Source organism: Pseudomonas sp. Y39-6, assembly GCF_023651955.1.
Classification (GTDB): domain Bacteria; phylum Pseudomonadota; class Gammaproteobacteria; order Pseudomonadales; family Pseudomonadaceae; genus Aquipseudomonas; species Aquipseudomonas veronii.
This window is the reverse complement of the sequence record NZ_CP069594.1, coordinates 1,431,641-1,450,050: the sequence shown is the minus strand read 5'-3', so window position 1 is coordinate 1,450,050 and position 18,410 is coordinate 1,431,641. Positions and strand designations below refer to the sequence as shown.

14 protein-coding genes are annotated in these 18,410 nt (G+C 62.8%); 3 read left to right on the top strand and 11 right to left on the bottom strand.

From position 1 onward, the window contains the following. Positions 1-8: 8 nt before the first annotated feature. On the top strand, positions 9-338 hold the full coding sequence (locus JN756_RS06440; protein WP_162231505.1) for a GlpM family protein: 330 nt from the start codon (positions 9-11) through the stop codon (positions 336-338). A 131-nt stretch (positions 339-469) separates the two neighbouring features. Here the strand turns inward: JN756_RS06440 and JN756_RS06435 are convergent, their stop codons facing one another. From JN756_RS06435 to JN756_RS06410, 6 genes are all read right to left on the bottom strand, one after another. Continuing rightward, entirely contained in the window at positions 470-1,867 is a 1,398-nt protein-coding gene (locus JN756_RS06435; RefSeq protein ID WP_057004344.1) for a sigma-54-dependent transcriptional regulator, read from the bottom strand. Beyond that, positions 1,857-3,626, bottom strand: coding sequence for a HAMP domain-containing sensor histidine kinase (locus JN756_RS06430; RefSeq protein WP_057004343.1), 1,770 nt, complete (start codon positions 3,624-3,626; stop codon positions 1,857-1,859). The genes JN756_RS06435 and JN756_RS06430 overlap by 11 nt, the downstream gene beginning before the upstream one ends. Beyond that, positions 3,626-4,750 carry a GNAT family N-acetyltransferase gene (locus tag JN756_RS06425; protein ID WP_017844602.1) on the bottom strand — a complete coding sequence of 375 codons (1,125 nt, stop codon included), beginning with the start codon at positions 4,748-4,750 and terminating at the stop codon, positions 3,626-3,628. The genes JN756_RS06430 and JN756_RS06425 overlap by 1 nt, the downstream gene beginning before the upstream one ends. A 78-nt stretch (positions 4,751-4,828) precedes the next feature. Continuing rightward, positions 4,829-5,740: an alpha/beta hydrolase gene (locus JN756_RS06420; RefSeq protein ID WP_201021942.1), complete on the bottom strand. Its 912-nt coding sequence runs from the start codon at positions 5,738-5,740 to the stop codon at positions 4,829-4,831. Then, positions 5,737-7,131, bottom strand: coding sequence for an aspartate aminotransferase family protein (locus JN756_RS06415; RefSeq protein WP_017844600.1), 1,395 nt, complete (start codon positions 7,129-7,131; stop codon positions 5,737-5,739). Before JN756_RS06415 ends, JN756_RS06420 begins: the two co-directional genes overlap by 4 nt. Then, positions 7,124-7,837, bottom strand: coding sequence for an MtnX-like HAD-IB family phosphatase (locus tag JN756_RS06410; protein WP_057004340.1), 714 nt, complete (start codon positions 7,835-7,837; stop codon positions 7,124-7,126). The genes JN756_RS06415 and JN756_RS06410 overlap by 8 nt, the downstream gene beginning before the upstream one ends. A gap of 229 nt (positions 7,838-8,066) precedes the next feature. Between JN756_RS06410 and JN756_RS06405 the strand changes: the two genes are divergently transcribed. After that, on the top strand, positions 8,067-8,837 hold the full coding sequence (locus JN756_RS06405; RefSeq protein ID WP_128191541.1) for a MipA/OmpV family protein: 771 nt from the start codon (positions 8,067-8,069) through the stop codon (positions 8,835-8,837). 132 nt (positions 8,838-8,969) lie between these two features. Here the strand turns inward: JN756_RS06405 and JN756_RS06400 are convergent, their stop codons facing one another. From JN756_RS06400 to JN756_RS06380, 5 genes are all read right to left on the bottom strand, one after another. After that, complete coding sequence (locus JN756_RS06400) at positions 8,970-9,374, bottom strand: EamA family transporter (RefSeq protein WP_017844597.1); 405 nt, start codon at positions 9,372-9,374, stop codon at positions 8,970-8,972. Beyond that, positions 9,371-9,751 (bottom strand): DMT family transporter, encoded by a 381-nt coding sequence (locus JN756_RS06395; protein WP_017844596.1) that lies wholly within the window; start codon positions 9,749-9,751, stop codon positions 9,371-9,373. The genes JN756_RS06400 and JN756_RS06395 overlap by 4 nt, the downstream gene beginning before the upstream one ends. Further along, a complete protein-coding gene (locus JN756_RS06390) occupies positions 9,748-10,668 on the bottom strand; it encodes an arginase family protein (protein WP_017844595.1) in 921 nt (306 codons plus the stop codon). The genes JN756_RS06395 and JN756_RS06390 overlap by 4 nt, the downstream gene beginning before the upstream one ends. Before the next feature lie 123 nt (positions 10,669-10,791). Then, entirely contained in the window at positions 10,792-11,445 is a 654-nt protein-coding gene (locus JN756_RS06385) for a DsbA family oxidoreductase (RefSeq protein WP_046384553.1), read from the bottom strand. Between the two features lie 55 nt (positions 11,446-11,500). Continuing rightward, a complete protein-coding gene (locus JN756_RS06380) occupies positions 11,501-12,520 on the bottom strand; it encodes an alpha/beta fold hydrolase (RefSeq protein WP_079442944.1) in 1,020 nt (339 codons plus the stop codon). Positions 12,521-12,727: 207 nt separating this feature from the next. Here JN756_RS06380 and JN756_RS06375 point away from each other — a divergent pair, with 207 nt between their 5' ends. Next, positions 12,728-18,379: a dermonecrotic toxin domain-containing protein gene (locus JN756_RS06375; protein ID WP_201021941.1), complete on the top strand. Its 5,652-nt coding sequence runs from the start codon at positions 12,728-12,730 to the stop codon at positions 18,377-18,379. Positions 18,380-18,410 lie beyond the last annotated feature (31 nt).

Sequence of the window (18,410 nt, the reverse complement as noted above, 5' to 3'; positions counted from 1 at the left end):
TGGATCTGATATTGAAGGCCGCCCTGGGCGCGGCGGTGGTGCTGATACTGGCCGCGTTGGCCAAGACCCGGAATTACTACATCGCCGGGTTGGTGCCGCTGTTCCCGACCTTTGCGCTGATCGCCCATTACATCGTCGGCAAAGGCCGTTCGGTGGACGATTTGAAGACCACCATCCTGTTCGGGATGTGGTCGATCATTCCGTACTTTGTGTACCTGGCGACGCTCTACGTGCTGGTCGATCGCCTGCGCCTGGAAGCCTCTTTAGCCGTAGCAGCGCTAGCGTGGTTGATGGCAGCGACTGTTCTGGTCAGCGTCTGGGTACGCCTGCAGACCTGACACACCACAATCCAAATGTGGGAGGGGGCTTGCCCCCGATGGCGGTGGATCAGATACACATAGGCTGTCTGACCCACTGCTATCGGGGGCAAGCCCCCTCCCACATTTAGAACAGTGCTGTGCCAGGCAACTCAGCGGACTATTTTGTCGATCTGAATCCCCAGCTTCTTCAGGCGATACCAGAAGCTGCGCTCGGAAATCCCGATCTTCGCCGCTGCCGCCGCCTGTACGCCATTGCTCTCGTGCAATGCCGCCTGGATGTAGGCTTTCTCCACCTCCGCCAGCGCCGCATCCAGGTCCTGGGGAATGCCCGGTCCGTCGCTGAGGATCGCCGTCACGCCGCCCTCGCTGGGCTTGGACGCGAACAGATAACCCGGCAAGTCGATATCTTCAATCACCGGCGATGACGCCACGATCGTCGCGCGTTCCACGCAGTTCTGCAGCTCGCGGATATTGCCCGGCCAGTGATACGCCGTCATAGCCTGCAAGGCCTCGGGGCTGAAACCGGTGATGCGTTTACCCGCGGTGACGCTCAAGGTCTGGGCGAAGTGCCGAGCCAGGGGCGCGATGTCTTCCACGCGCTCGCGCAAGGGCGGCAGCGGGATCGGGAACACGTTGAGGCGGTAATACAAGTCCTCGCGAAACTCCTTGTTGGCCACCGCCTCCAACAGGTTCTTGTTGGTGGCGGCGATCACGCGCACGTCCACCTTGCGCTCGCGGGGGTCGCCCACCGGTTCGATCACCCGCTCCTGCAAGGCGCGCAAAATCTTGGCCTGCAGCGCCAGCGGCATGTCGCCCACTTCGTCGAGAAACAGCGTGCCCTTGTCGGCCTGCATAAAACGCCCGACCCGGTCGGCCACGGCACCGGTGAAGGCGCCCTTGCGATGGCCGAACATTTCGCTTTCCAGCAGCCCTTCGGGAATCGCCGCGCAATTGACCGCGACGAACGGCTTGTCGGCCCGGCTGCCGTGCTTGTGGATGGCGCGGGCGACCATTTCCTTGCCGGTGCCGCTTTCGCCGGTCAGCAGGATCGTTGCGCTGCTGTCGCGCACCGAATCCACTGCCTGCAACACCTTGCGAAACGCCGGGCTGTCGCCCACCAGGCTGTCGAACTGCGCCTGCTCGTCCAGCTCGGCGCGCATGCGGGCGTTGTCGCGCATGATGTCGCGAAACTGCAGGGCCTTGGCCACGGTGATGTCCAGCTCGTCGATATCGAACGGCTTGGCAATGTAGTCATACGCACCGTTGCGCATCGACTGTACGGCGTTTTTCACCGTGCTGTAGGCGGTCATCACGATCACCGGCACCTGGGAATAGCGCGCCTTGATCTCGGCCAGCAGCGCCGGACCGTCCATGCCCGGCATGCGCCAGTCGCTGATCACCAGGTCGATGTCTTCCTGCTCCAGCACTTTGAGCGCGTGCAGGCCGTTACCCGCCGTGAACACCTGGACGCCATTCTGGCTGAGGGCCGACGACAACAGGTCACAGAGCTTGGGCTCGTCGTCGACCACCAATATGTTATGCGTCATGAGTGTCCTCGTCGTCTTCGCCGATTGCCGGAATGTACAGGCTGAACGTAGCGCCGGCATCATTCTCGCTGATGCATTCGATGCTGCCGTCGTGACTTTCCATGATCGAATAGACTTTGGCCAGGCCCAGGCCGGTGCCGGAGGCCTTGGTGGTGACGAACGGGGTGAAGATGCGCTCGATCATATCCGCCGGGATACCCTGGCCGGTGTCGGCGACGCTGATGACTGTGTTGTCGCCCATCGAACGAATGCCCAGGGTCAGGCGGCCACCTTCGGGCATTGCATCGATAGCGTTGAGAATCAGGTTGAGGCAGGCCTGTTTGAGCTGCTTGGCGTCGGCATAGATGGTCGCGCCAGGCGCCTGGTCGTCGATGTGGGCGTCGATTTTGTGGCTGGCCAGTTCCGGGCTGCAGAAGCCGAGGATCTCCTCCACCAGCGCGCGCGCCGGTTGCAATACGCGCAGCGGCGCGTTGGGTTTGGCGAAATCGAGAAACTCGGTGATCAGGTCGTTGATCCGGCTGACTTCGCTGATCACATATTCCAGGTGGCGCTTGTCGGCTTCCGGCAAGTCGGCGCGACGGTGCAGCAGTTGGGTGGCAGTCTTGATGATCCCCAGCGGGTTACGGATTTCGTGGGCCAGGCCCATGGCGACTTCACCCAGGGCATGCAGGCGGTCGCGCCGGCGCAGTTGGGCTTCGAGGTGATGCAACTCCCCCAGCCGTTCGGTCATATGGTTGAAGGTGCTGCTCAATTGCGCCAGCTCATCGCCGCCGCTGACCACCACACGGTGGGCATAATTGCCCGAGATCACGGCGCTCACGCCCTGGGACAGATCGCGCAACGGTTGGGTCAAGCGCCGCGACACCAGCAGCCCCGCCGCCAGGGACAGTGCCGAGCTGAGCAGGAAAATCAGCACGAACAGGTTGCTCTGGTTCACCAGCCCGACCAGGCTGGTATGGCGCAGCAGGCCGCTGAAGATCACGCCTTGCAGCTCGCCGGCATCGTTGAAGATCGGCCAGTACAAACCGCTGTATTTGTTGGTGAACTGTTCGCTGGGTTGCTTGCTGCTGCGCATCTCGGCTTCGACGCCTTTCGGGATGTGCGAGGGGTGATCCATGAAGCGCTGGGTCGAGAAAATTTCCGAGAAACCGCCGGGGTTGGCCAGGTACAGGCGCAGGTCGAGGGAATGCACGTCGGCTACGCTGGTGAGGAAACTGCTGTCCAGGTAGGTGGCCACCAGCAGCACGTAGTCAACGCCGTCCTGGCTGGTCTCGAAAGTCGAGACCACGATGCCGGTATTCACCCCCGCCACTTGCACGGTCTGCAATGCGGCGTTGCTGGTCAGGTTGATCTGCTTGACGATGTCATCGGGCGCGGTGCTGAACACCACCCGGTGGTCACTGCTGCGAATCAGGGCCACCACGTCGATGTCCGTGGCTTCGGCGATATCGGCGGCGAGCCTGTCGTGCTTGGCCGCCTGCCGGTTGGAGGGCGGGCTGGCGTAGCGCAGGAACAATTTCGCCATGCGCGCGTTGTCATGCAGGATGTCGCCGATCTCGTCCTTGACGATCTTGGTCGATTCCTGCAGCCAGATCCGCACGTTGCTGTCGAAAATCTGCGACAGCGTGGTGGCGGCCAACTCGGCCGCGATCATGGTCGGAATCACACTGACCAGCCAGAACGCCAGCACCAACTTGCGCTGGACGCTCCAGCGCGAAATGGCAAAGGGGCGGGCTTTCTGGCGGGTCTTGGTGATCATCAGGTTTCGCTTATCGCAGCAGCCATGGCAGGGTCGGAACGATCCGGTCGAAGAAACATTTTCACGAGTCTGAGCAGGCCGTTGACCAGCCGGTTACGGTGGCGGAAGAACAGGCTGTTGCCCTGGAACTCGCACCCCAGCCGCAGCTTACTGGCATATCCGGCCTGGCCACACTCATACAACGCAATATTGTGTTGGATACAGTAGTCGACATTGGTCAACCAACTACGGAAGTAGAGGTTGTAGTCACGGGTAAACTCCACGTCGTGCCCGAAGAACTTGTCGACCAGCCGATGCTCGTCCACCAGCATCAGGTTGAACGCCACCAAGTGCTCGTCGACCCAGTAAAGAACACAGACCGCGCGTTGTTCAAGGCGTTCGAGCACGCCGGTGAAATAACTCGCGGGCAAGCGTTCGAACTGCAGCTCGGCACGGGTCAGCGTGGCTTCGTACAGGCGCATGACCTCGGGCAGCACATCGTCGATGTTGCGCCGCCACTCCACCCGCGGGCCTGGCGCGCGCAGTTTGCGCCGCAAGTCCTTGCGCGTGGATTTGCCCAGCGAGCCCAGGTAAGCGTCCACCGAGCCGTAAGGCAGCGGCAATAAGCCCGTGGGCAAGCTCGGCATGCTTTGAAAGCCGGCCGCGCGGCAACTGTCGGCCCAGTGCGGGTCCTGCGTCGGGGCATCCTTGACCGCCACCAGGCCGATGCCGAACTCATCGGCGTCCTGGCGCGCCGCCAGCAGCAGGTGCTTGAGTAACAGCGCGCGCCGAACCTCAGGCACGCCACTGGCAAACCCGGCGTCACAACGCTCGGCCACCGGCGAACCGATGGCGTACAGCCCCACTTGCAAAACACCCGGCCACAGCCGCTCCAGCCGCGAGGTCAAGCGCTTGCCGACGCCCGACACCGTGGTATCGAGGCGGTAATGGGTGATGAACGCGGCCGCCACGGCCACCAGCGCGCCGTCTTCAAATACCGCCAGGTAGCGCCATTGAAAATCGTCGATCGCGGCGTTTTCCACGGCAACGTAGTAGTCCCAGTCCTCCAGCGCACCGGGAAAACAGTCGTTCCAGGCACTGCGCCGGATGGCCCGGATGGTCGGGAAGGCTTGGGTGGTTATCACATCGAATCCTTTGTAGCGAGGGAGCGTACTCCCGCTGGACTGCGCAGCAGCCCCCTCAATGACACGCGGTCCTTACAACTAGAACGAGGTGGCAGGTTCCAGGCTCGCTTCGCTGCCTGACGCGGGCAAGCGCCCTCGCCACAACGCACTGGCGTCCACGGAAGCGGTGTGCAGCTCGACAAACTCCGCACTCAACTCGATCACCCGGCGGTATTGCAGGTCGACGGTGATCATGTGGTAGCAGTTGTCCAGCAGGATCTTGGTCACCGGCCCGCCGAGGTGACGTTCCACGTAATCGGCGTTCCAGCGGCTGGTGATGTCATCCTCGATCGAATGCAGCACCAGGGCCGGCACCTTGACCTGAGGCATGCGCTTCTTGACCACCGCGTTCATCCGGTGCAACTCGCGCACCGTGATGCCCTCCATGGTCAGCAGGCCAGCCTCGCTGCTCTCCCCTTCCTTCATCTGCCGCTCGACGATCGCCCGTAGGCGTTCGTTCTTGATGCCGTAGGGCGGCTTCTCTTCAAAGCGACAGATATGCACGCCGAACGGAATTTTCATCAGCAACGGCGTAAGGAACGCCAGCTTATTGATGCTCCAGCCGTCGTACTTCAAGGTGGTCGAATACATCAGCAGCCCGGCGACCTGGCCCGGATGCTCCGAGGCCAGGTACATCGACATCACCGCGCCCATCGACAGACCGCCGACAAACACCTGTTCATGGCGCTGGCGGACCTGGGCGAAGGTTCGGCGCACCCCTTCGTACCAGTCCAGCCAGCCGGTGGCCTGCAGGTCGCTGTTGTCGCCGCAGTGCCCGGCCAGGGTGGGCACGTACACCGTGCAATTACCCACCTTGGCCAGGCCCTTGGCGACCTGGCGCAGTTCCGTCGGCGTGCCTGTCAGGCCGTGGATCAACAGGATGCCGACCGGCCCTTCACCGAGAACGAAGCCGGCATCACCCTCACCGAGGTCGATCCCGACGTTGCTCACCGTTTAGTCGCTCGCACCAGCAGTTGCTCGAGCAGCTTCAGGCCCAGTTCGATTTCCGGGTAGCTGATTTCCAGGGACGGTGCCAGGGTGATCACGTTCTTGTAGTAGCCGCCCACGTCGAGGATCAGGCCGAGTTTGCGTCCGTCCACCACCATGTCGCCTTTCATGCCTTCTTCGACCATGTAGTCCAGGGTCGCCTTGTCCGGCGTGAAACCATCCGGGCCGCAGATTTCGCAGCGCAGGGCCAGGCCCAGGCCGTCGACGTCGCCGATGATCGGGAAGCGTTTCTGCAAGTCCTGCAAGCCTTCCAGGAAGAACTTGCCCTTGGCCATGACCATCGCGCCGTAGTCGACTTCGTTGGTCATCTTGAACATTTCCAGGCCTACCGCCGTGCCCAACGGGTTGGAGGCGAAGGTGGAGTGGGTCGAACCTGGCGGGAAGATCTTCGGGTTGATCAGTTCTTCACGGGCCCAGATGCCGCCCAGCGGGTTGAGGCCGTTGGTCAGCGCCTTGCCGAACACGATCACGTCCGGTTGTACGTCGAAGTGTTCGATCGACCACAACTTGCCGGTGCGGTAGAAGCCCATCTGGATTTCGTCGGACACCATCAGGATGCCGTGCTGGTCCAGCACCTGCTTGAGCTCGCGGTAGAAGTTCATCGGCGGGATCACGTAGCCGCCGGTGCCCTGGATCGGCTCGACGTAGAACGCGGCGTATTCACTCTGGCCGACTTTCGGGTCCCACACGCCGTTGTATTCGGTCTCGAACAGGCGGGCGAATTGCTGCACGCAGTGGCTGCCGTATTCTTCCTTGGTCATGCCTTTAGGGCCGCGGAAGTGGTACGGGAACGGGATGAACTGCGCACGCTCGCCGAAGTGGCCGTAGCGACGACGGTAGCGGTAGCTGGAGGTGATCGACGACGCGCCGAGGGTGCGGCCGTGGTAGCCGCCTTCGAAGGCGAACATCAGGCTCTTGCCGTTGGTAGCGTTACGCACCACTTTCAGGGAGTCTTCGATGGACTGCGAACCGCCGACGTTGAAGTGGACGCGACCGTCGAGGCCGAACTTCTTCTTGGCGTCGACCGCGATCATTTCCGACAGCTCGATCTTGCCTTTGTGCAGGTACTGGCTGGCGATTTGCGGCAGGGTGTCGATCTGCTGTTTCAGCGCATTGTTCAAGCGCGGGTTGGCATAGCCGAAGTTGACCGCCGAGTACCACATTTGCAGGTCGAGGTAGGCCTGATCTTCGGTGTCCCACACGTAGGAGCCTTCGCAACGGCTGAAAATGCGCGGTGGCTCGATGTAGTGAACGGTGTCGCCGTAAGAGCAGTATTTGGCTTCTTTATCCAGAAGAATCTGGTCTTCGGCGCTCGCGATGCGGATATCAGACATGGTGGAAGAGTTCCTGATTTTCAATAGAGAGGTCAGTAGTGGCAAAGGTCGTGGCGTTGGCGGCGATGCCCTGTGGCAGCTTGGCCAGCAATGCGCTCACTTCGGCGAAGGTGTCGAAGCGCGCATGGGGAATGTTGTTGGCCTCGCAGTACCGGGCAAGGCTGCCCTTGGCGAAAACGAAGTCGGCGGTGGAGGCCACGCACATGTCGGACTTGCCGTCACCGATCACCAGCACGCGCTTGTTGCGCGGGGTGGATTTGCACTTGCAGTTGCCGGAAGCGGCGCGGCAGGCATCGCTGGCATACGGGAAGTCGATGCGCCAGCTGTTCTGGTCGACCTGGCGCAGGCGGTTGGCGAGGATCGGCAGCAAGCTCACGTAGTTGCGCGACAGAATCCGCGCGATGCCTTGCTCGATGCCGTCGCTGACCACTTCGATGGAGGCCCCCAGGCCGATGACGTGATCGACGAAATCGGGGAAGTCCGGGTCGATCTCGACGCTGTCGAAATACGCCAGCAGCTCACTTGGGGTGGCCTTGATCAGCGCGAGTTGGCGGCTCAGGCATTCGCGGGAACCGATATGCCCATCCAACCATTCCTGCTCGATGGTTTCCCACTCGGGGCCGGCGAAGCGTTGGAGGACGTTGTCGATGACATCGGTGGGGGTAATGGTCCCGTCGAAGTCACACACGATATGCCAGTGGATCATCTGCGTTTACCTTGAGGAGGAGCGCGCTCTGTGCGCTTGCAGAAGGTGTAGAGCAGGGACTGTGCCAACTGGCCAGCACCCAATGGCGCTGGGGGTTTGCGCGGATATCAGACGGTTTTGTGTCGAAGGAGCTACAATTTTTGTAGCTTGCTACAAACAAGATGAGTGCTTGCGCCAAGGCTGCGCTTTGCGCGTTCATGCGCGCATATTCAATCAAGGAACAGTGACCATGTTCAGGATCACCTCCGCTGTATTCGCCGGATTTCTGGGGCTGTGGAGCGTTTCACAAGCCGCGCAGGCCGACGGCATCACCGGTGAAGCAGGCGCGGGTATCAGCTACCAGCCCAAGGAACCCACCGGCACCCGCTATGAAACCGCGGCCGTTCCATACCTCGACCTGGACTGGGGCGACGTCAGCCTGAGCACCGATGACGGCCTGTCCTGGAGCGCCTTGAAAACCAACGGTTTCAGCGCCGGCCCGTACATCAACTACCTGTCGCGCCGCACGTCCAACGGCGCCTTGTCGGGGTTGCGCGAAGTGTCGAGCATGGCCGAAGTCGGTGGGTTCGTGGAATACGCGCCAGCCGACTTCTGGCGCGTCTACGCCCAACTGGGTCGCGCCGTGGGCGGCGCCCAGGGTCAGGGCGGCGTGCTCGGCAAGGTCGGCGGCGAGCTGGGCTATCCGCTGGCCGGTGGGATCATCGGCAGCAGCGACCTGATGGCGCATTTTGCCGACCGACGCCAGACCAACACGTTTTTCGGCGTGAGCGATAGCGAAGCCGCCGCCTCGGGTTTCCGCCCCTACAACGCCAGCGGCGGCTTCCAGAACGTGACGTTCACCCAGAGCTTCGAGTTTCCCCTGGCGACGAAATGGTCGCTGTTGACCAGTGCCAGCTGGGTCCGCCTGGTGGGTTCGGCGGCGAACAGCAGCATCGTCAAGCAGGCCGGCGAAGTGAACCAGAGCCAGGTGCAGACGGCGATCAGCTACAAGTTCAACTGATGCACATCGATAAAAATGTGGGAGGGGGCTTGCCCCCGATAGCGCAGGGTCAGCCAATACATACGGGACTGATCTACCGCTATCGGGGGCAAGCCCCCTCCCACATGGAGCCAGTATTTCATCGCGATACTTTCAGTTTTCCTCGCCTTCGGCCAACAACCCGATCCCGACAATAATCACCCCAACGCCCACCCAGTGCAGCAGGCTGATATGTTCCCCCAGCCCCAGCCACGAACCGAGCAACACCACCACAAACACCAGCGAACTCAGCGGAAACGCCAGCGACAGGCTGCTGCGCCGCAGGATCAGCATCCACACGAAAAACGCGCCGATGTAACTGGCGATCGCCGCCAGAATCCCTGGGTTGCGCGCCACTTCGGACAACCACTGCCAGTTGAAATCCATCTGCCCCAGTTGGTCCCCGGCGACCTTGGTAAACAGCTGCCCGGCGCTCTCGGTGCAAATCAGCAACGCCCACAGCACCACGGTGCCAAGGCGTTCGTGCAACCAGCCCTGATCGATATTTTGCGTACTCATGCCTGACCCCCTGCAATCGCGACTAACATCACGCCGAAGGTAATCACCAGCGTGCCCATCCAGCGCCGGCGGCTGACGGTTTCCCCCAGCACCAGCTTGCCCGCCAGCACCACCCCGCAATAAGCCAGCGCCGCCGCCGGAAACAACAGGCTCAACGGCGCGCGGGACAAGGCTTCAAGCCAGACGAAAAACTCGATGGCGTAGGCCCCGAGCCCCGCCCACAACAACGGCGCATTGAACACCTGGCCCCAGAACGCGTTCAGGCGAAAGCCGCCCTCCAACTCCGGCAAACGGTCCAGGCCCATCTTGAAAAACAACTGGCCGACCACATCGAGCACGATGGAAAAGGCCACCAGCAACACCACGGTCAAAGTCACGGGAACAGCTCCTCAAACAGGTTGATCAGGGCTTCGTTGGTCGCGGCATTGCGCTGCAGGTCCTCGGCGCTCCAGCGCTCGGCCGGCGGCTGGTCGGACTTGGCCTCCCAACGCTTGAAGGCGTTACTGAACACGGGCTTGGCGAACTCGCCGCACACATCGATGCCGATGATCCGTTTGCGCGCCGCCAGGGCCCGCAGGGCCTGGAGCAGATGGCTCAGGCGCATGCCGCCCTGGTCCCAGTTGGTGGCCGCGTCTTCGCTGGCCAGCACGTCTTTGTCGATGGTGATCCAGATGGCTTCGGTGGGCAGGCTGCTGATCATTTGCTCAAGGAATGCGGCCCAGTCCAGCTCCGCCAGGTTGCGCCAGTACAGGTAGTTTTCCTGCTGTTGGTGGCCGGCGCCATCGCCGACCCGCCCCCAGACTTTCGACGGCGGGTGCTGCCATGGGAACAGCTGCAATTGCCCGCGCGTGAGGGCGCCGAGGTTGCCGCCGCGCAGCTGCGGGTTATGCAGGTCATCGCTGCACGGGCCGAGGGTGACGATGCGCTTGATCGCCGGCATCTTCAGCGCGCGGTTGACCCACGACCCGCAGTGGCGCTTGGGCGCAAAGCGGACCCAGTCGGGGTGGTTGTCGAAGTGGATCAGGCTGATCGGTTCTTTCAGGTCGGCCAGAAATGCCGGCGTCAGGTGGTGATAGTCGCCGGAGCCGACAAACAGGATTTCCGGCCGCGCGTCCGTGGGCCGGGGCCGTGCCGCCAGGCGTTCGGTGAAGCGCTTCCAGGTTTTTTCGGTGGACCACAGGCGCAGTTTCGGGCCCAGGTCCAGCAAGTCGAGACGGGTGGCATGACCACTGGCCAAACGCCGGGCAATCGGCGCCTGGCCCGTAAGGCTGTGGTCGAGGTCAAGAATATTCAAGGTAATGTTTCACCCCCAATGGCAGCGCCCAACCGGATTGCGGATGGGCTTTAGGGGGTCAATGCAAGGGACGGGCCAGGGACTCTCTTGAGGACAATGAGCCCCTCCCACATGGGACCAGCGTCAGGATCGGGATTCGCGGATGATCTGGCGAATCGCCCCGACAAACGTTTCGACCGGCTGGCCACCGCTGACCGCGTACTGCCCGTTGAACACGATGGTCGGCACCGACGTCACGCCACGGGACACCCACAGTTGTTCCTGCTCGCGCACCTCGGCGACGTATTCATCGCTGGCGAGAATCGCCGCGGCGCGTTGCGGGTCCAGGCCGACGCTCTCGGCGATACGCACCAGCGTCGCGTGATCGGACGGGTCCTGGCCATCGCTGAAATAGGCTTTGAACAGCGCTTCCTTGAGGTTGTACTGCAAGCCTTCCAACCCGGCCCAATGCAGCAGGCGATGAGCATCGAAGGTGTTGTAGATGCGGCTCTGGCCATCGGTGCGGAACGCAAAGCCCAACTCGGCGCCCATGTCGCGGATGCGCGCACGGGTGGCCTGGGACTCTTCGGCGCTGGAGCCGTATTTCTCGGTGATGTGCTCGACGATGTTCTGGCCCTCGGCGGGCATGCCAGGGTTCAGTTCGAACGGCTGGAAGTGGATCTCGGCCTGCACCTCGCTGCCGAGTTGGTCGAGGGCTTCGGTCAGGCCGCGTAGGCCGATGACGCACCAGGGGCAGGACACATCGCTGACGAAATCGATTTTCAGGGCAGTACTCATGGTAGGCAACCTCGCTGGCATTAATGCGCCGCAAAAGCTGCACGATACACCAATGTCACAACACCTTCGCCGAGACCGGCGGCTCGATCTGCGCCCAATGGGTGGCGTCTTCGCGATGGGCTTGCAGGTACGGCAGCACCGCCGCCAGCAACGGCGCCTTGAACGCTTCCTGGAAACGATGGGCCAGGCCCGGGATCAGCTTCAACTGGCTCCCCTGGATATGCGCGGCCAGGTGTACGCCGTGCATCACCGGCAACAACGGGTCGGCGGTGCCATGCACCACCAGGGTCGGCACGCGCAATTGGTTGAGCAACGGCACGCGGCTCGGTTCGGCGAGGATCGCCATGATCTGGCGTTTCACGCCCTCGGGGTTGAACGCACGGTCGTAGGACAGCGCCGCCTGATGCAGCAACACCTGGCGGTCATCCTTGACATACGGACTGCCCAGCGCGGCCAGCAAATCGGCCTGTTGCTCCAGGGCCACTGCGCGATTGGGTGCGCTGCGCCGCGACAACAATTGCACCAGCGCCGCATTCGGCGCCGGCAGGCCTTCGGCGCCGGAGCTGGTCATGATCAGCGTCAGGCTTTCCACCCGCTGCGGTGCCATCGCGGCCAGGTGCTGGGCAATCATGCCGCCCATGCTCGCCCCGAGGACATGGAATTGCCGGACCTGCAACGCATCCATCAAGCCCAGGGCGTCATCGGCCATGTCGGTCAGCGTGTATGGCGCCGCCACGGGCAGGCCGAGTTTGTAGCGCAACACTTCAAACGTCAGGTTGGCGCTGGCCGGAGCCTGGCGCCAGGTGGACAGGCCGACATCGCGATTGTCGTAGCGGATCACCCGGAAACCTTGCTGGCACAGGGCGACGACAACCTCGTCAGGCCAGTGGATCAGTTGCCCGCCCAGGCCCATCACCAGCAACAAGGCCGGATCGGACGCACGGCCGATGCTCTGGTAGGCGATGCTCACCTGAGCCAGATCGACCGTTTGGGTCGGGACATTGACATCACATCGAGACGCCGCAAAAGACGGCAGGCCGAACAGTAGAGCGGCCAGTAACAGCAACACGCGCATGAAAAACACCGAAACACAGAACCCCAGTAGAGCGCGAGTCTGATGAAGTTTGTTCAAGCGCGCTGCCACAGTTGCGTGACAGTTTAATGAATGTCGCTCAACGGTCGGCTCACTAACTATCTATCCCTGCGCGCCTCGTTCTCCACCTTTAAATAGGGCTCCGACCGGTAAAGCACCGTTCTGCCCCTATTTTTCGAGTGCCGTCACATGACCGATACATCCAACCCGCTCTCCCCCCTTGCCGTGCGCGATTTTCCGCCGTTTTCCCACGCGCAGGTTCGCACCGTGGACGAAAGCCTGTTGCTGGAAGCCACGGCCCGCTGGCACGCCAGCCGCGAACAGATGCTCCGGCTCAGCACCGATGCGCCCAGTGTCCACGCCTCGCTCAACGCGTTCATCAACGAGCAACTGGACCTGGACGGCGACAGCGTGCAGTTGCACTTTGCCGCCTCCGATGAAAGACCGGCGCGCTCCATCACACTGACCCAGGCCAGTGCCTTCGTTCATCAATTTCCCGCCTACGCCGCGCGTTACCAACATTGCCGGGTGATCGGCCTGCCGGAAAGCAAAACCCAGTACGCAGCGCAACCGTTCGAGCTGGTTAAACCCTTTACCCAGCTCAACGTGGAACAGGCCCTGCGAACCGCGTGGGTCCGCTACTGGTGGTTCACGCGCGCGCCTGGCACTGCGGTCTCGCGTCGCGATCACGCGGTTGCGCAGTACAGCAGCCATCTCCAAGCCGCCGCGCAGTTGGCCTGCGCCTCGGGGGCGATCACGGCCGATCAATTGAAACCGTTGCTCACCGTCCTCGACCCGCCAAGCGGCGCGTTGCAGCTCGACGGTCAGAAGATCTACGCCGAACAACTGCTGCTCAAACGCACCGGGTTGGCCGATGCCGAGATACCCGGTGCGCTGGTCATTACCCTGGATGCCGAGGTCGTCCTCCAGCTGTTGTACCTGCCCTCTGAAGAACCGGCGCTGAACCTGTTCAACAGCCGCGTCGGCATGGAGCAGTGGTTGCTCGATCACCCCACGCTGTTCCCCGGCGTGACGGCCATCGCGCGAGACAACCTGATCGACTACCGCGAGGTCGACGAGCCCTTGCAAGCCGGCGTGACGCACCTGTTGGAACATCGCCTCAAAGAAAAGCAGGCCAGCTTGAAATACCCCCACGGTCGGGACCTCGCCGAACATGGACACAGAGCGCTGGAAGCAGCCGATCAGGTGGACCGGCAACAGCGCAGCCAGGGGGTTTTCGCCTTGCCGCCGGCATCCGCGCTCGCTCCCGCCGAGGACGACGCGCCCCTCGACAGCGCGCCCATAGTCTTCGCCGGACTGACCGCCGACCTGCCCCTGACCCAGCGCCGCCACGCGCTGTCGCGGCAACAACAGCCGCTCTTCGGTACGGTGCAGGCGCCTGCCATATTGCCGCCGCCGAGCGATGAGCAACAGGCCACGTTGCGCAGCCAACTCAACCGCTTGCACGAGGCGCAACAGCAAGCCCACGAAGCGGCCAGCGCGCTGTGGAATCAACCCCAGAACCAGCTATTGGAGCTGTCCCAACAGGCCAACCCCGACTATCACCGCTTGCTCCAGGCACGGCTGAACGGGCTGCTTGCCGAAGCCAGCCTGCAGCGCCAACTCAACCAGATCAGCCCGGCCGGGTACGCCATGCTCCTGGCCGCGCTTGACCCGCTCAACGCGCCAGACCCCGAACTCAAAGTGTCGGTGGCGACCTTGACGCTGTCGATCAGCGAGCGCAGCAACGACGCAATCAACACCCAGCGCAAAGAACTGGACGGCGTGCTGCTGATCACCCTGGAAGCGGCGCTGCTCGATGCGTCAACGCCTCAGGACCTGTTGTTGTACTGGCCGGGCAGCCAGGGCGGGCTGCAGCACTTCGCTTCGCGCCAGGCGCTTGAACAGTGGCTCGGCGTAACGCCCTCGGACGCGTCGTCGCTGGAACTGGCCCTGCTCAATCAGACCCCGTTCGAGTACAGCCTCACCGTGCAACTCGACGACTGGGTCGCCCAGATCGAAGCGATGCTTCGCCGCGCCCCGGACGACACCGAGCGCCAAGCCCGGGAGCTGCAACCCATGCGCGTGCAAGCGATCCAGGAACTGGGCGTATCGACCAACACCGCGCGCGAACTGGCCTATGCGCAGCTTCTGGAGCAGCAGCAGAGCGGCGCACTGGCGGCGCAACTGCCGGTCTGGCTCGGCCAGGTTTCAGCGGCCGACAGGGCCGAACTCAAGGCCCTGCTGGAGCGCTACATCGTGGCGTTGCAACGCGCCGATGAAGTATTGAACCTGAAGCTGCCGCTGATCAGCAGTTTTTGCACAAAACGCCTGCACGCAAGGCTGTCCCGGGACTTCTCGCTCAAACAACCGTTCAGCGTTCAGCTCGACGTTCCCGAATCGGTCACGCATCAACAGCATTTCGTCGGAGCCCCCGGCGCGCCCGGCACTCCGACCAAGACGGTGCAGGTCCCCAGCGCCACCCGGGTCAAAATGAGCCTGGATGAGCTGGCGCTGAGCAACATCGATACGCCGATCGCCGAGCGCTTGACGTTCATGAAGGTCGAGGTCAGCAGCCAGGACGCCACGGAAGGCCAGGCACTCACCGCCGGGCTCAGCGCCAACTACCTGCGCAAGCTGGTGCCGGAACTGGACCTGGCCCAAGCGTATGAAGACCTGATCGTCGAGGCTTACCAAGGCTCGGATCGCGAAACGGACTTCAGCCGTGACTATCGCCTCGAATGCCTGCTCGAACCTCAGCGCCTGATGCTTACGCTCCAGGGGCGCCTGGCGTTCCTGCAAAAGCACATCACGGCCACCGAACTGAACACCTTCAACATCGCCGTGAATGCCAGAACGGCCGAAGCCTGGCGCGCCGATGGCAATGACATTGAGTTGCTCCCCGCCCACCTCAGTGTCGGCGGGCCAGACACCCAGGACGGCTCAAGCACGTTGTCCGGCGTCACCTTCATCCGTCAGAAAAACTCCGGGCTCACCCTACTCTATCTGCCCGAGAGCCCGGACGGCCACTACCTGCGCAGCTACGCCAACCTTGAAGCCGCGCGGCTGGCGCTGTACCGCCTGTGCCTGAGCAGCACGATGGTCAATTACCTGGCCGGCCGCGCCTTGCTGGGCAACGTGGCCAACCACGTCAGCCGGATCAATCAAGCGGTGCTCCGGCATTTCGACGCGCTGATCGGCGTCGGCCGCCCCTGGCCCGTCACCACGTCGCTGGCCGGCCATTTGCTCAACGCGCAAATGGGCCGCGTCAAGGAGGCCCACCGCGCCAGTTCCCGCTCCAACAGCGACCTGTACCTGGAACGCTATGCCATCAAAGGCGTGCAGGCCTTCAGCTATATCAAGATGGCGCTCGGCGTGGTCCCCGTGGTGGGTACGGTGATCGGCCTTTACGACGGCTGGGTCAGCGCCAATGACGCGGTAGATGCATTTCGACGCGGCGATCATGCCCAAGGCATGCACGACATCACCCAGGTCCTGCAATCAATGATCGACGCCGGCGTGGATGTGGCCGGCGGGGTGCTGATCACGCCCAACGCAGCGCGCACGCGCACGCTTGGGCGCCAGTTGCGCAATGCCTTCAAGGGCGGCCGCTATCTGCAACCGCCCATGAGCCGCAAGGCGCGCCGCATCGCCGAGCGCTTCAGCGGGTATGAGTACGACAAGGAGATCGCCCTGGCCCATCTGACCCCGGCGAGCCACGGAATTTACCGCAACATCTACCGCCATGCCGACGGCCACTTCATCGTGCGGCAGGGCAACGTCTATCAGGTCGAACTGCAGAACGGCCATTGGCGCTTGAGCGGCAACGCGCTGAAAACCTACAAACAACCGATTGCGCTGGATGACGCCGGCCAATGGGACACCCACTTCGGCGTCTACGGCACCGCGCAACCGGCGGGCCTGGCGGGCGGCGGCGGCGTGCTCGGGCACCTGGCGGACACCCTCGAGCCGCTCTGGCCGATGGCGATTCGACAACGGCTGCCGATCTGGTGGACCGATCATGTCCTGCGCCGCCAACTGGCGCTCAGCAATGCGCTCAATACGCTGAGCAGTCGGCTCGACGCTCAACTGGCCGCGACCAGCAACCTGCAACACCTGTCCAACCAAAGCGACTTCGCCACCCGCAAGACATTGCAGCCAACCCTTGATCAGGCCTACACCCAGGACATCGAGCTGGCGATTCAGCAGGCCAACGCCATTCAGGACGTGATCGCCTTCACCCCCAACAGAGAGCACCTGGCCCTCCAAGGCTTGCAAAGCCGCGCTGCCTTGATTGTCACCAGCAGAGCCGTGGAGCGCCTGAAAGTCGCCGCGGCCGCGCTGCAGGAATTGACCGGGCAATTCGCTGATATCCAGGTGCCGCCAGCACGCCCCGCCGCCATTCTGCAGTTTCTGCAAACCCGCAAAGGTCTCAGCCAGAAAATCGTGCAGGAACTCGACCGGATCGACCGCGTCTTCCTGGTCATGAACGAATGGAGCAGCCAGATCAACCTGGCAGCGCTGGAGGCCGATCTGCGCCTCCAAGGCAGAAGCACGCGCAGGACCGCGCAACAGATCGACGCGGACCTGCAAAATACGCGCACGCTGGTGGGCGAGGCTCGCGATGACGCGGCGCGCTGGAACGAGCTCTACGATGAAGGGTTTCGCACGCACCTGCGCACCGTCCACAGCATCGATACGTTCAACCGCTACGATCACGTCAGCGATCCTTCCTGGTTGTATTTGCAAAGTGAGGTCAATCGCGTCTATCTCGACGCTCACTTGGCCCTGAACACGCATTTCGCACTGACAAAAACGCCCACCACCGTCAGCCAGCGCACGCGGATCCTCAACGAATGTATCGATGCCTACGCGCGGTTCAGCCTCAGCGTTAAAACCTTGAGCGCAGGCTACCCGCAACATTTTGACCTGGATAACCTGGACGCCTTGCTGAACAACCTCGAGCGCATGATTCAACTGGCCCGCCACCGTATCGGCACAACACCTCGCCTGCGGCGCCCGCAGCTCGATGAACCCCAAGGGACGGTGTTTGAAAGCGAAGAGAACCGGCTGCTGATCGGCATAAAAAGCACCGACCCTCGCACCAACACCACGCGCTACACCATCGACAACCTCAGCGGCCACACCGAGACCTGGGAGCAACGCCCGGACGGTCGGGCCCAGCGCCAACCGGCGCCGCCCGTGGAGTTCCCGGCGGAGGCGAACGTGAAGTCGGTGATGGTGAGCGAAGCCCAGAACCGCCTGCGCGCCGTACCGGCGTACCAGGCCAAAGTCGAGGCCTATGCCCGCCAGGGCATGTTGCCGGTGGACCTTGAACACATGCTGGTCAGCGAAGCCGCCGAACTCACCTTGCGCGCAAACCGCATCGCGCGCCTTGACCCCGAGGAGCCGAGCCTCCAGCCATTGCGCACGACCGCCAGCGAACTGACTGCCGCCGGCCGCGCCTTGCGCACCCGACAATCGTTGGCCAGCCGCAAACCCACCGACGGCATGCTCGATGACCTGGTCAGGCATCACGTGGTCGAGGTGCGTCGAACCGCGTCGATGAGCGAACTGGCGAGGCGTGCCAACGGGCATCGCGACTTCATGCAGGAATATGAAGTCTGGGACCTGACCGCCACCCCGCCGCGCCCGTTGTGGTACGCGCACTTTCATTACAACCGCCGCACGGCGATCTTCGACGAGTTCGAAAAGGCCCACCTGAAACTGCCGGAGCATCGTTACTTGACCCATGCCGACGACCCGTCGCTGCCGTTCTCGGACATCGGCAGGCAGTCCGCTGCATTGCCGCATATCCGGCCGCTATGGGTTGCCCAATAACCGCGCCGGCCTGCGGCTGTCAGCGGAGCGC